The following is a 13992-nucleotide window of genomic DNA, read 5'->3' on the forward strand; positions in this document are numbered from 1 at the left end:
ATGTTTGAAAAGATTTTAATTGCGAACCGTGGCGAAATTGCCTGCCGCGTAATTCGTACAGCTAAAAAATTAGGTATTAGAACGGTTGCCGTTTACTCAGATGCAGACGCAAATGCACAACATGTCAAACTTGCAGATGAAGCGGTTTATATTGGTCAGTCCCCTGCAACTCAAAGTTATTTACAGGCCGACCGTATTATTCAAGCAGCGATTGATACAGGCAGCCAAGCGGTTCACCCTGGCTATGGCTTCCTTTCAGAAAATGACCAGTTTGCACTCGCTTGCCAACAACACAATATTTGCTTTATTGGACCGCCAGTGGATGCCATTTTAGCGATGGGCTTAAAAGCAACCTCTAAAGCTTTAATGGAAAAAGCAGGCGTTCCTTTAACACCGGGTTATCACGGAACCAACCAAGATGCTGATTTTTTAAAGCAACAGGCAGACCGAATTGGCTATCCTGTTTTAATTAAAGCCAGTGCCGGCGGTGGCGGTAAAGGCATGAGTCTGGTTGAACGCAGTGAAGACTTTTTGCATGCCTTAGCTTCGTGTAAACGTGAAGCTAAATCGAGTTTTGGTAATGATGATGTGTTGATTGAGCGTTATGTGATTCAACCGCGCCATATTGAAGTTCAAGTGTTTGGTGATACACATGGCAACTACGTGCATTTATTTGAACGTGACTGCTCTGTACAACGCCGTCACCAAAAAGTGCTAGAAGAAGCCCCTGCTCCACAAATGCCAAGCGAGAAACTCGATGCAATGCGCCAAGCTGCAATCGATGCTGCACGTGCCGTAAATTATGTTGGTGCCGGTACGGTTGAGTTTATTGTAGAACAAGATGGTACGGCGTATTTCATGGAAATGAATACCCGCCTACAAGTCGAACACCCTGTCACTGAAATGATTACAGGTGAAGACTTGGTTGAATGGCAACTTCGTGTGGCTTATGGCGAACCTTTACCTAAACTACAAAACGAATTACACATTCAAGGGCATGCGCTCGAAGCACGTATTTACGCCGAAGAACCTGAAAAAGGTTTTTTACCTGCGATCGGTAAAATTGACTATTTGCATTACCCAACTCAAAACCAATATGTGCGTGTAGACAGCGGTATTGTTGAAGGCGATGAAATCACGACGTATTACGACCCTATGATTGCCAAATTGATTGTATGGGGTAAAAACCGTGAAGCTGCACTTATTCAAATGCAAAATGCTTTAAGCCAATTCCATGTCGATGGTTTAGGCAACAACATTGCCTTTCTTGAAAAAATTGTTCGTAGCGAATCGTTTAAACAAGCCAAGCTTGATACTAACCTGATTCAACGTGAACAAAACTTCTTGTTTAGTCCTGAAGAAATTAAACCGGAACTGGTGATAGCAGCAGCATTTATTGAGTTTCTAAGTAAACTTAATAACAACAGCTCAAGCCAAAAACAGCTTTGGCAGGCTCAGCCACTTTGGCGTTTAAATATTGCCTATCAACACAGCATTAAACTGAATTATTTAAACCAAAATATTCAAATCAAATTTGCCTCAAATGAAGATGGCTTCACCGCAGAATATAATGGGCAAAGCTACCCAATTTCAGGTCAATTGATTGATGCACATACTGCCTCTGTTCAAATTGACGGGACTCAGCAAAAGCTGTCTTTTAACCAAAGTCAGCAAGGCATTACCTTGTTCCAAAATGGACAAAGCTATAAGTTTGCTTATATTCGCCAAGATTTTAATCAAGCAGATAGCCAAGCCGATGAAGGTCACCTAAAAGCACCAATGCCAGGTGTGGTCACGCAAGTACTGGTGAGCGCAAATCATAGCGTTAAAAAAGACGATATTTTAATGACGCTTGAAGCAATGAAAATGGAATACACCATTCGTGCCCCTAAAGACGGCTTGATTGTAGACTCCTATTTCCAAGTCGGTGATCAGGTCAAAGCTGGCGATGAACTTGTGGAATTTCAGCCTGCGCAGGAGGAAGTTGCATGAGTGAGTTTGTCAAAATCATGGAGGTCGGTCCCAGAGATGGCCTCCAAAACGAAAAGCAGGCTTTAACTGTCGAACAACGCTTAAACTTTATTAATGACCTAATTAATGCAGGCCTAAAATCAATTGAAGTCGGTTCATGCGTTTCAGCAAAATGGGTACCGCAAATGGCTCAAAGTGACGAGCTATTTAAGCAATTACCCCAAACAACCGATGTGCAATTTAGCCTGCTCACCCCCAATATCAAAGGTTTTGAGACAGCTCAAGCGGTAGGATGCAAAGAGGTTGCGGTTTTTACCGCAGCTTCTGAGAGCTTTACCCGTAAAAATATTAACTGCTCTATTGATGAAAGCTTTGAGAAATTTAGTGATGTCATGAGTGCTGCAAAAGCACATAACATCCGTGTACGTGGTTATGTCTCTTGTATTGTCGATTGTCCTTATGAAGGCGCAATTGCCCCTGAGCAAGTGGTGAAAGTTGTGAAACGGCTCTATGACATGGGCTGCTATGAAGTATCTTTAGGTGAAACCATTGGCACAGCAACACCAGATCGCGTTCAAAAGGTTTGGCAAGCATGCATTGCTGAACTCGATAGCAAGGTTTTAGCTGGGCATTTCCACAATACCTACGGCATGGCAATTGCCAATATTTATCAGTCTTTACAGCAAGGCATTCGTGTTTTTGATTCATCCCTTGCAGGACTTGGCGGTTGCCCCTATGCCAAAGGTGCTTCTGGCAATGTATCGACCGAAGATCTATTTTATTTGCTGTCACACATGGGCTTTGAAACTGGCATTGACTTAGAGAAACTGATGCAAGCCAGCCAAAATATTAGCAACGTATTAAACCGAAAAAGCTTGTCGAATTATGCAAATGCGTATTGGCAAACCAAGTGTGCATCGTAATCAATTAAAATAGCTCAGCATCTGGTATAAAGCTGAATATTAGGCGAAGTACCAGATCATCCTATCTCATTTTTATCTCATTCTGTTCAGGAATTGGGACTAAGTTCCTCATGCAATTTTTTTAAAATCTATTATTTATCTCTGTATTAAATGCCTCTTTCAAAAGAAGCATTCTCTACCCTATTTTTGTTCTAAATCCGTATTATTCTTCATCCTTTTTCAATTGTAGTCCTTAAAAATTTATCTGATTATTTATAAAAATAAGATGCATCCATTTCAATTCTTGGGGAAATATATTCTTCCACCCAATCTAACCATGCACGTGTTTTTGCATCAATGAAATGACGTGAAGGCAACAAGGTATAAACCCCTATATCGGGCGAACGCCACTCAGGCAAGATATGACATAATCTTCCATTTTGAACCGCATCTAAAGCTGAAAACATTGGCAATAATGCGATGCCCATATCCTGTTGCACCACATCTAATAATAACTCAGGATTATCTGCAATGAGTTGTCCGCCAATGTCGATTTGGTAAGACTCACCCTTTGCATTTAACAAGTGCCAATCTGGTGTAATAGATGGGTTTACTAAGCGTAAACAGGCATGGTTTTTTAAGTCTTCTGGGGACTTCGGCACACCATGTTTTTCTAAATATGCAGGTGATGCACATAAAACAGAAAAAATGGTCCCAATTCTGCGTGCAACAAACCGAGAGTCAGTTAATGATTCAGTCAGATAAAGACTGACATCGACCCCTTTTGCCAACAAGTCTGGAACGTATTGTGAGGTCGTATATTCCACGGTTAGTTCAGGATAATGCTTACAAAATTCGGCCATCACTGGAAAAACATAATGATGCCCAAAGCTTCCCATGCTTAATACACGTAAACGTCCTTTCGGTTTAGATGCTGTTCCTGTTACTTCCGACTCCGCTTCATCCACCATTGAAATGACTTGTCGACACCGCTCAGCGTAAGTCGCACCAATATCGGTCAGTGCCTGCTGGCGCGTTGAGCGTTGTATTAATTTTGTACCTAAGCGTGTTTCTAGCTCGCTGATAAGACGTGAAACCTGTGCTGTGGTCAGATCCATCTGCTCAGCTGCTGCTGTGAAACTCCCGCTATCAATCACTTTCAGGAATGCATGCATTGCATGCAATAGTCCACCATCGAGATTTTTGCGCATAACGTAAATATGTTTTCCTAAATTACGGATTGTTGCACCAGTTTAGTTCAACCACAATGACTAAATGTACATACATTGGCACTAATTCTTTTTAAGAAGAGGAACCGATCTTTTTTTATTTCGTATGTCACTTGCTCCAAATATTCAACTGGATGTTGAAAAAAGAAAGTAGTCCGAGCTACTAAAAATTCTAAGGAGATATAAATGAATATAGCTACAAAAGTCACTCCAAATATTATTGCAACAAAGGATGTGTCACTTGAAGATAAATATGTAAGTGATAACGGTACAGCATATATGACCGGCATTCAGGCACTTGTTCGGTTGCCTCTTGCCCAAACTCGCCGTGACGCGATGAATGGTTATCATACTGCTGGTTTTATTTCTGGTTATCGCGGTTCTCCTGTTGGTAACTATGATAGTTTCCTTTGGCAAGTTCAAGGATTACTTAAATCCCATAATGTTGTATTTCAACCTGGTGTAAACGAAGACTTGGCTGCTACCGCAATTTGGGGTACACAACAAGTTAATCTTTCAGGCCAAGGCAAATATGATGGAGTGTCTTCATGGTGGTATGGTAAAGGCCCGGGTGTTGACCGTTCAGGCGATGTACTCCGCCATGCTAACTTAGCTGGTACCTCTGAACGTGGCGGTGTCGTTGCTTTATTTGGTGATGACCACTCATGTAAATCTTCTACAATCCCTCACCAGTCTGAACATGTCATGATTGGTTGCGGTATTCCAATTTTCTACCCAACATCCGTTCAACAAATTTTAGACTTTGGTGTTCACGCCATTGCAGTTTCACGTTTTTCTGGCCTGTGGTCTTCAATGAAGCTCGTCAGTGAAATCGTAGAAACTTCCGCTTCTGTTCATGTCGACCTAGACCGTGTTACTCCGGTTATACCAGAAGATGTTAACTTCCCAGAAGGTGGCGTTAACATTCGTTGGCCAGATCACGGCATTCAACAAGAAGAACGACTTTACAAATACCGTTTACCTGCTGTTTTGGCCTATGCCCGCGCCAACAAAATCAACACCGTTACATGGCCTTGTGAAAATGCCCGTATCGGTATTGCTGCAAGTGGTAAAGGTTATTTAGATACGATTGAAGCTTTACGCATTTTAGGTATTGAAGATGAAACTGCTCAGCAGCTTGGTCTACGTGTTTATCAGGTTGGGCTGATTTGGCCTTTAGAACCTCAAGGCGTTCGTGAGTTTGCTGAAGGTTTACAAGAACTGATCGTTATTGAAGAAAAACGTCCAATTATTGAAACACAAATTAAAGATGAGCTGTACTCACTGCCTGATGGCAAACGTCCACATGTGATTGGTAAAGCAACTGATGGCAAAGGTGAATGGAGTACTTCTATTGAAGAAGCACCGCTCATTGGTCACTATGAATATCAGCCTGAACCTATTGCAAAAATGCTGGCTGCTCGCTTCTTAAAACTCGATATTCCAGAAAGCTTAAAAACACAAATCCAAAGCAGAATCGACTTACTGCTAAAAGCAGAGCAAGAATCAAAACGTGTTATTGATCTTGCTGAGCGTAAACCATATTTCTGTAGTGGTTGCCCACATAACTCTTCAACAGTCGTTCCTGAAGGTAGCCGTGCATTAGGCGGTATTGGTTGTCACTATATTGCCGTTTCACTTGACCGTGGTACCGAAACGTTCTCTCAAATGGGGGGTGAAGGTGTAAGTTGGGTCGGTGCATCACCATTTACCAATGAAAAACACATTTTTGCCAACCTTGGTGACGGAACTTACTTCCACTCAGGTTACTTAGCAATTCGTCAGTCTATTGCCGCAAAAACTAATATTACCTACAAAATCCTCTACAACGATGCGGTCGCTATGACAGGTGGTCAGCATGTAGATGGACATTTGAGCGTTGCGCAGTTAACTCGTCAGCTTGCTGCCGAAGGCATTAAAAAACAAGTCATTGTTACTGATGAAGTTAAACTATTAAATGAAGAAGACGGCATTGCACCAGGTGTAGAAATTCGCCACCGTAATGAACTCGATACGGTTCAACGCGAGCTCCGTGAAGTTACAGGTGTAACCGCTTTAATTTATGTACAAACCTGTGCCAGTGAAAAACGCCGTCGCCGTAAACGTGATGCCTACCCTGACCCAGCTGAGCGTTTGTACATTAACAGCGATATTTGCGAAGGCTGTGGCGACTGTTCGAAAAAATCAAACTGCTTATCTATTGAGCCAGTAGAGACTGCTTTAGGTACTAAACGTCAGATTAACCAAAGTAGCTGTAATAAAGACTTCACTTGTGCCGAAGGGTTCTGCCCAAGTTTTGTGACTGTTCATACACGTGATATGAAACGTCCAGCTAAATTTGAAGGTATTGGTGCAGGCTGGCCAACATCTCCAGTTATTCCTCAGTTATATGATGTTCCAAGTCGTATTATGGTCGGTGGTATTGGTGGTACAGGTGTTGTGACTATTGGCGCACTGCTTGGTATGGCAGCTCACCTAGAAGGTAAAGCAACACGTGTGATGGACATGGCTGGACTTGCCCAAAAAGGTGGTACAGTTTATTCATACGTTCAACTTGCAGCAAGTGATGAGCAAATTTCTTCTACCAAAATTCCAGCGGGCCAATGTGAATTACTCATCGGTGCAGATGCGGTAGTTGCTGGTGGTAGTGCTGCTCTCTCTCGCTTAAAAGATGATGCGTTGGTTATTGTAAATGAAGACAGTACTCCTACTTCTGAGTTTATTAAATCTCGTGACTGGTATGCACCGATTAGCGATTTAATTGATCGTCTTCGTGGTCGTGTTCGTCAAGGTCAACTGGTTTCTTTGCCAGCAGCTCGTATTGCAACACAACTGCTAGGTGATTCAATTTATACCAACCAGTTATTACTCGGTATGGCATGGCAGTCTGGTCGCATTCCGCTATTACGTGAAAGTATTGAAAAAGCAATTCGCTTAAATGGTACTGCTGTTGAAAAGAACATCGAAGCTTTCCGCGTGGGTTGTCATCTTGCAAGTGACCCAACTTTAGCTGCACGCTTAGTTGCGGCAATGCCAAAAACCAAAACTCCGCAAACTTTGGCTGAACTTGTTGAAGACCGTTCTGCTCGTCTGACAGACTATTGGAATGAAGCTTATGCAACTAAATACCGTACGCTTGTAGAATTAGCTGCTAAAAAATTACCTGAAGAGTTAACAGGTACGATTGCAACTCAGCTTTATAGAGTCATGGCGTATAAAGATGAATATGAAGTTGCACGTCTTTTAACAGGTAAAAGCTTCAAAGAATCGATTGAAACCCAATTCGGTAAAGACTTACGTTTAACGTATCATCTTGCTCCGCCAGCGTTACTTGGTGGTCTGAAGAATGTCCGTAAACGTGCGTTTGGTTACTGGATGCGCTTCCCAATGATGATGCTTGCTCGCTTACAATGGCTTCGTGAAACTTTCCTTGACCCATTTGCACGTCAAGAAGAACGTCAACACGAACAAGCTTGGCGTGACCGTTACATCGCATTTGTTGAAGCACTTGTTGAAGCGCCAGATAATCATAACTTGGCAGTTGCTGAACAAATTGCAAAATTACCAGCAGAAGTTCGTGGTTATGGTCATATCAAAATGAAAGCAATGGACGCTGCAAAACAACGTTGGGATGACCTTACTCCAACACTCATTAAAGTACGTAGCTAAGAAATTGCTTAAAATTTAAATCTGAAAATAAAAAGTCATCCTTACGGATGACTTTTTATTGGCTCAAAAATTTACTTAGTCATTTTACGTAAAGTTAAAATCTGCTCGCTTCGTCCAAATGGGCCATACACATCATGTAAAACCGCACTGGTTAAACCAATACCATCCGAACCATATTGCTGAACGGTTTCCAGACCTAGCCATTTACCTTGCGGATAACGGTGCATATGAATTTGCAAATCAAGATTTGGAAAGCCCCAAGTAAATTCTCCTTCTTGTCTTGGCACAATGCCGTTTGCCGCATCTACCATGCCAATTAAATGCGCAAAATCTGTGGTCGGCTGCCCTTCAACCATTTCGTTATCATTATTCAGCCAAACAATCCCTTTGCCTGCGCGATGCTGATCATCCGTTTTAGTGACGAGTGTCTGGATAAAGCCACCCGGCCATCTTTTCATGCCCGTCCATTCTGTAAAAGTATCTGGATGGTGAACTGGCTGATCTTCAAGCCCAGCAATATCGGAACTATCTTGAGTACACATGCGCCATGCTCTAGCCACAATGCAGGTTTTACCTTGCGCTTGCATTTCAGCTTCAATCAGTTCAATGGTTTTACCCGCACGAATCACATGCGTCTTAATCGTAAACTCACCAAATGCAATTAATCCAAAAATATCAAAACTAATTCGAGCAATTCGCATATCATGTCGTGGTGAAAATTGCTCTAACTCTGCTGCGATTACACCACTTGCAGGCGCCATGTGCTGTTCATGAGGATTCCAAGCTCCTTGTGCATGAACAGTTGAGCAATAATGAGCAATAACTTCACCTTGAGGACCAATTGTTCTATTCAGTAATTGATAATAAGCATTCATGATTTTCTTTCCGTAGTCCTTGTCCAACATCAATATTTGATGAAAATTCACGTTTTAATGCTTATGTTAACCCTCTATTTCATTGGCTCAACTGGTTTTTCCTACCAAAAACTGATGAGTCTAAAATTACAAATTTAATCACTAGGTAAAATTTCGCATGTCGATTTCACCCAGTGATTCTAGAACTTATCATTCACTAAAAAGCAAAAGCATCTTGATCGAGCTCCATCACAGATTCAGCTCCTGACTCAATAGAAGCGGCATGGCTCTGTGTACGATGCAAAAGCTTTTGATAGAAAAACTTAGCTGTCGTTAATTTTGCTTTATAAAAATCTTCCTCTTGTGTACCCGATTCTAATTTTTCATGGGCAACTTGTGCCATTCGAGCCCACAAATACGCGAACACAACGTAACTGGAAAAATAAAGATAATCTACTGAAGCGGCTCCTATTTCTTCAGGGTTGTGCTTGGCTTTCTCTGCAATCGATTTGGTCAGTGACAGCCATTGCTGCTTAAGCTCAGCTAATTTTTCTAGATAAGGTTTCAGCACTTCATTGGATTGGTGCTGGCTAATAAACTGATCAATTAAATCAGTCATGTTCTTTAAAAGTTTGCCTTCCGACTTGAGGACTTTACGTGCCAGCAGATCTAGAGACTGAATCTCTGTTGTTCCTTCATACAATGTCGAGATACGTGCATCACGTACAATTTGCTCCATACCATGCTCAACAATAAAGCCGTGGCCGCCAAATACTTGAACGCCATGCTTTGCAGACTCATTACCCGACTCTGTTAAAAAGGCCTTAGCAATTGGCGTTAAAAAAGCCAGTAATTCGTCGGAGTGTTTTTGCTGTTCCTGATCGTTTGAGCTTTCGACAATATCGACATGCTGAGCCAGAAAATAAGCCAGCGCACGACCACCTTCGGAAAAAGCTTTTTGTGTCATTAACATTGAACGTACAGCGGGATGCACAATAATTGGATCGGCATTTTTGTCAGGATATTTAGGACCGGATAACGAACGCATAGCAAGGCGCTCTTTGGTATAACTTAATGCACCTTGAAATGAAATTTCAGAAGCAGCAAGCCCTTGTACAGCTGTTCCAATACGTGCGGTATTCATAAAGGTAAACATACAATTAAGCCCGCGATTTTCCGGACCAATCAAATAACCTTTGGCGCCATCAAAATTAAGTACACAGGTGGCATTGCCATGAATCCCCATTTTATGTTCAATCGCGCTACAGACGACTTTATTACGGTCTTCTAAATTACCTTCATCATCTACATTAAATTTAGGCACAATAAATAAAGAAATGCCTTTAGTCCCTGCAGGTGCCTGAGGCAAACGGGCTAAAACAATATGAATAATATTTTCAGAAAGATCATGCTCACCCGCCGAGATAAAAATCTTTTCACCTGTAATGGAGTAGCTACCGTCCGGATTTGGTTCTGCTTTCGTTCTAATTAACCCAAGGTCCGAACCCGCATGGGATTCGGTTAAACACATGGTTCCGGTCCAAGCCCCACTAATGAGTTTAGTCAAATACTGCTTTTTTTGTTGCTCGGTGCCATGATGCTCAATTGTTCTCATCGCGCCATGAGACAAGCCCGGATACATTGCCCACGCCCAATTAGAACCACATAACATTTCAGAAATTGCAATCCGCAGCAATGTCGGTAAGCCTTGCCCACCATATTCCGGATCGGCCGTTAACGAGGTAAAACCTAGCTCAGCATATTTTTGGTAGGCTTCTTTAAAACCTTTCGGGGTTGTGACTACGCCTTTATTTAAATGACAGCCTTCCTGATCGCCATTTTGATTTATGGGCGCCAACTCATTTTCACAAAAATCTGCTGCTGCCTCTAAGTATTGATCAATTAATTCTCGATTTACGCTTTCCTGATATTTGCTTAAACCTTGATAGTTCTGTTCTGTTTGAAGCATTTCATGCAACACAAATTGCATATCGCGTAATGGAGCTTTATATAAAGGCATAGTTTTTTCCTTTCACCTCTCTGCCTGTGTTATGGGCAGATATCGTTTTTCCTTAAAATGGACTTTTATTGTTTCAATCTCATCAAAATATCAAAAAATTTCTTATAGCAAAATATATTTTCACTAATTTAATAAAATTATCGTAACTTAGCCATAGGAATAAAATATAGATATATGTTTTAAATACAAATATAAGATAAAAAGTTATTAGTCTCGTTTTAAGTAGAATAAATTTATATTTTGTATTGCAAAATTTTATTCCGTAAAAAATCAATTTATAGTATGGTGATTAGATTGCTTAATCATGCAAGGACGATTTATGGAAAGCCCGAAATACACAGGTCTTGAATTTTTAACCGCTTTAAAAAATGGTGAAGTTTCTCCATCACCTATGGCTCACACCATACCAATGGAACTCGTTGAAGTTTCCGAAGGTAAAGCAACTTATAAAGTTACTCCTCGCAAAGAACATAGAAATATACAAGGCGGTGTACACGGCGGCTTTTGCGCCACAGCTTTAGATACTGCCACAGGCAGCGCAGCTCATACCCTACTTGAACATGGTGTTGGTTATGGAACTATTGATTTAAATGTAAAAATGATTCGTCCTATGCAAGTTGATACGTCTTACTATGCGACAGCCGAGTTGATTAATGCGGGCCGTAATATTATTAGTACCCAAGGTAAAATCGTAGATGAAAACGGCAAGGTGTATGCTTTTGCTTCGGCAACCTTAATGATTATTCGCAAATAATAAAATATCTAAGCTCCTGTTTATGGAGCTTTTTCTTGATTTACAATCTTACTCATTTCATAAAAATCTAAGCGATCAATTATAAAACTTAATATTGCCATCGCTAAGCCTAAAGCAGCACATGCTTCCCATCCCCAATGTTTCCAAGCATACACTGCAATAAAAGAACCTAAGGCGGCTCCACCAAAATATAAAGTCATATAAATTGAATTAATACGGGAACGCGCCTCAGCCGAAATTCGATAGACCAGATTTTGGTTCAAAACATGAAATGCCGACAAACCAAAGTACGCCATGATCACACCAACAGCATAGGCAAACAGAGACTGCTGGGCAAAAAATAGTGGTATCCATGCACTTATTAATAACCCCATACAAATCACTGCAATTTTATTTTCAAGTCCTGCCGCAATTTTCTTACCTGCCCATGGGGTCGCAAATACACCAGCCAACCCAACAATTCCAAATAAACCAATCTGGAAATCATTAAAGTGATAAGGCTCATTCGCCAAAATAAAAGTCATGGTGGTAAAAATAAGAGCCAAAATACCAAAGCCAATTCCTCCCGCAAAACCACGGCGTAGTAAATGAGGCTGATGAACAGCTAATGAAAATAGTGAACCATAAATCTGTAGAATATTGAGTTGATGAGACTTACGCGCAACTGGCAACTTCACCCACATCACCCAAGCAAATACCAAAATGACAATTCCACTAATTAAATAAACCGCATGCCAAGACCAAACTGTAGAAAGTAAGCCTGCAATAGAGCGCGCTAATAATATTCCCAAAAACAAACCGCTCATGAGAGTCCCTACAACTTGAGGGCTTTTTTTCGGACTAGCTAAACCTGCGGCGAAAGGAACCAAAACTTGAGTCGCAATCGAAAAGAATGTAGCTAAAAAGGTAAAGCCATATAAAGCTGGCAAGGTTTGACTTAAGGATAATCCTACTTGTGCAAGCCCCGTACAGCACATGAGCAAACAAATATAACTACGCTTTTCAAAAAAGTCGCCTAAGGGAACCAATATAAAAAGGCCAACTGCATATGACAGTTGGCTAATCACAATGGTTAAAGCGACTTGATCAGCATTAACTTTTAATGCTTCTGCAATTGAATAGATTAAGGGCTGGTTATAATAGTTTGAACCCGCACAAATGCCACATGTCATTGCCATGATAAAAATAAAGCTTTTTGACAGTATATTTTCTGCATTGGGCTCAACTATTTTTTCCATTTTTAATTACGCCCTATTTTAAAATTTATACATCGATACAAAGTTTACGCGTGATACATCAGCGGTTCTGCCATCAAACACCTCTCGTTTGCCTTGGTGATATTCCATCCCAATATCCATTTGCTCAATTGGTGAATAAAAGACGTTAGCTGCGTAGTCCGTTAAACGCTTGTTGGCATCTGGGTTGAGTTTGGCATAAGCCGTGTCGTCGTCATAATCAAACATTGAAGCCGATAAGTTTGCACGCCATTGCTCATTAAATTTATATGAATAGCCAATATTGATGCTATTCAACTTATTCATAACCAAATCTGTTTTATCTTCGTTTAAAGAGAAATCACCCGCGGCATTTAAACTTGCTGAATTTGCCAACCCGCTTTGGGTGGTATATGGCATAAATTTTTGATCACCGACAATATATTGATAATTTGCTTGTACCGATTGTTGTGGCGTGAGTTGATATTTTAAGCCGCCTCCTGCACCCCAACTTACTTTTTTCACCGTGGCAGTTGCCACATCTGTAGACTTTTCATTAATAAAGCCTTGAGCAAGGGCCGTTAAAGGACCTTGTTTAAAGGTATAACGACCAGTTAAAGTTGGAAATGCCGAGACTCTCGAACCTGTATATTCCAAAGCTACTTTTAAATCATTATTGGCATCAATTTTCCAGTCATAACGAATTTGAGGAGTACGCGTATAAGAGGTTCCCACAAATTGGGTGTAATCGACAGCTTCTGTACGGGTTTCCATGTTAGACATGAGTGACCATGTTTGACCAAAGGTCCAGTCTTTATAGGTAAAAAATGCATGACGGATACGGAATTTACCATCCCCCGTTCCCATGTTAGAGCTATCAAAGAAATCGGCTTCAATATTTCCTGTAACTGCTTTATTAGGACTATTAAAATAAACACCTAATCGGCTTGCATTAATCATGGCATCGGAACGTGCATGATTTGAACGTTTTTCACTTTCAAAAGGTGTTCGGTACAGACTGCTGGTTGTTCTACCACCTGAGTCTGGTGATGATTTAAAATCAACCGCTGCATCAACACGGGCAATACCGTAAACCTTCACATTATCTGTCCAAGTCACCCACGAAGGAGCAACAGGCTTCTCTGTTACAGTGGCTTTAGTTTTTTCGATGTTCTCTTCAATCTTTACCTGTTTGACCTGTAAATTATTTTGAGTTTGTTTCTGAGCAGCAAGTTCTGCTTTTAATTTTTGCAGCTCGGTTTCTAGCAAATTAATTCTTTGTTCTGTGGTATATGAAGAATTTGCAAAAATAGTCCCTGAGGCCGCAGCGCAAGCTGCAGCTAAAATTAATTTTTTCATCTTTTAATCCTTAAAGAAGC

Annotated in this window: 9 protein-coding genes; 4 read left to right on the forward strand and 5 right to left on the reverse strand. The window is 41.0% G+C overall.

Going from position 1 to position 13992, the window contains the following annotated elements:
• The gene (locus AW165_RS10830; RefSeq protein ID WP_060465817.1) at positions 1–1992 is read left to right on the forward strand and encodes an acetyl/propionyl/methylcrotonyl-CoA carboxylase subunit alpha; all 1992 of its coding nucleotides are present in this window, start codon (positions 1–3) and stop codon (positions 1990–1992) included.
• Positions 1989–2894, forward strand: coding sequence for a hydroxymethylglutaryl-CoA lyase (locus AW165_RS10835; protein WP_017385573.1), 906 nt, complete (start codon positions 1989–1991; stop codon positions 2892–2894). Before AW165_RS10830 ends, AW165_RS10835 begins: the two co-directional genes overlap by 4 nt.
• Positions 2895–3142: 248 nt before the next feature.
• On the opposite strand, the gene AW165_RS10840 is transcribed toward AW165_RS10835, so the two are convergent.
• Positions 3143–4084, reverse strand: coding sequence for a LysR family transcriptional regulator (locus AW165_RS10840; RefSeq protein WP_060465818.1), 942 nt, complete (start codon positions 4082–4084; stop codon positions 3143–3145).
• 204 nt (positions 4085–4288) lie between these two features.
• Between AW165_RS10840 and AW165_RS10845 the strand changes: the two genes are divergently transcribed.
• Positions 4289–7771, forward strand: coding sequence for an indolepyruvate ferredoxin oxidoreductase family protein (locus AW165_RS10845; RefSeq protein ID WP_060465819.1), 3483 nt, complete (start codon positions 4289–4291; stop codon positions 7769–7771).
• Between the two features lie 71 nt (positions 7772–7842).
• Here the strand turns inward: AW165_RS10845 and AW165_RS10850 are convergent, their stop codons facing one another.
• Both AW165_RS10850 and AW165_RS10855 read right to left on the reverse strand, forming a co-directional pair.
• On the reverse strand, positions 7843–8646 hold the full coding sequence (locus tag AW165_RS10850) for a thioesterase family protein (protein ID WP_060465820.1): 804 nt from the start codon (positions 8644–8646) through the stop codon (positions 7843–7845).
• A gap of 196 nt (positions 8647–8842) precedes the next feature.
• A complete protein-coding gene (locus AW165_RS10855) occupies positions 8843–10645 on the reverse strand; it encodes an acyl-CoA dehydrogenase C-terminal domain-containing protein (protein ID WP_060465821.1) in 1803 nt (600 codons plus the stop codon).
• Positions 10646–10949: 304 nt separating this feature from the next.
• Between AW165_RS10855 and AW165_RS10860 the strand changes: the two genes are divergently transcribed.
• The gene (locus tag AW165_RS10860) at positions 10950–11399 is read left to right on the forward strand and encodes a PaaI family thioesterase (RefSeq protein WP_001984007.1); all 450 of its coding nucleotides are present in this window, start codon (positions 10950–10952) and stop codon (positions 11397–11399) included.
• Positions 11400–11419: 20 nt separating this feature from the next.
• On the opposite strand, the gene AW165_RS10865 is transcribed toward AW165_RS10860, so the two are convergent.
• Both AW165_RS10865 and dcaP read right to left on the reverse strand, forming a co-directional pair.
• Positions 11420–12637 carry an MFS transporter gene (locus AW165_RS10865; protein WP_060465822.1) on the reverse strand — a complete coding sequence of 406 codons (1218 nt, stop codon included), beginning with the start codon at positions 12635–12637 and terminating at the stop codon, positions 11420–11422.
• A gap of 18 nt (positions 12638–12655) precedes the next feature.
• A complete protein-coding gene (dcaP, locus tag AW165_RS10870; RefSeq protein ID WP_060465823.1) occupies positions 12656–13972 on the reverse strand; it encodes an outer membrane trimeric porin-like protein DcaP in 1317 nt (438 codons plus the stop codon).
• Positions 13973–13992 lie beyond the last annotated feature (20 nt).

Origin of the sequence: Acinetobacter sp. LMB-5, from assembly GCF_001541635.1 — a bacterium.
Lineage (GTDB): Bacteria > Pseudomonadota > Gammaproteobacteria > Pseudomonadales > Moraxellaceae > Acinetobacter > Acinetobacter pittii.

Excerpts from the sequence above, each read along its gene's own strand:
- AW165_RS10830 (WP_060465817.1), top strand. The coding sequence starts at position 1 with ATGTTTGAAAAGATTTTAATTGCGAACCGTGGCGAAATTGCCTGCCGC.
- AW165_RS10835 (WP_017385573.1), top strand. The coding sequence starts at position 1,989 with ATGAGTGAGTTTGTCAAAATCATGGAGGTCGGTCCCAGAGATGGCCTC.
- AW165_RS10840 (WP_060465818.1), bottom strand. The coding sequence starts at position 4,084 with ATGCGCAAAAATCTCGATGGTGGACTATTGCATGCAATGCATGCATTC.
- AW165_RS10845 (WP_060465819.1), top strand. The coding sequence starts at position 4,289 with ATGAATATAGCTACAAAAGTCACTCCAAATATTATTGCAACAAAGGAT.
- AW165_RS10850 (WP_060465820.1), bottom strand. The coding sequence starts at position 8,646 with ATGAATGCTTATTATCAATTACTGAATAGAACAATTGGTCCTCAAGGT.
- AW165_RS10855 (WP_060465821.1), bottom strand. The coding sequence starts at position 10,645 with ATGCCTTTATATAAAGCTCCATTACGCGATATGCAATTTGTGTTGCAT.
- AW165_RS10860 (WP_001984007.1), top strand. The coding sequence starts at position 10,950 with ATGCAAGGACGATTTATGGAAAGCCCGAAATACACAGGTCTTGAATTT.
- AW165_RS10865 (WP_060465822.1), bottom strand. The coding sequence starts at position 12,637 with ATGGAAAAAATAGTTGAGCCCAATGCAGAAAATATACTGTCAAAAAGC.
- dcaP (WP_060465823.1), bottom strand. The coding sequence starts at position 13,972 with ATGAAAAAATTAATTTTAGCTGCAGCTTGCGCTGCGGCCTCAGGGACT.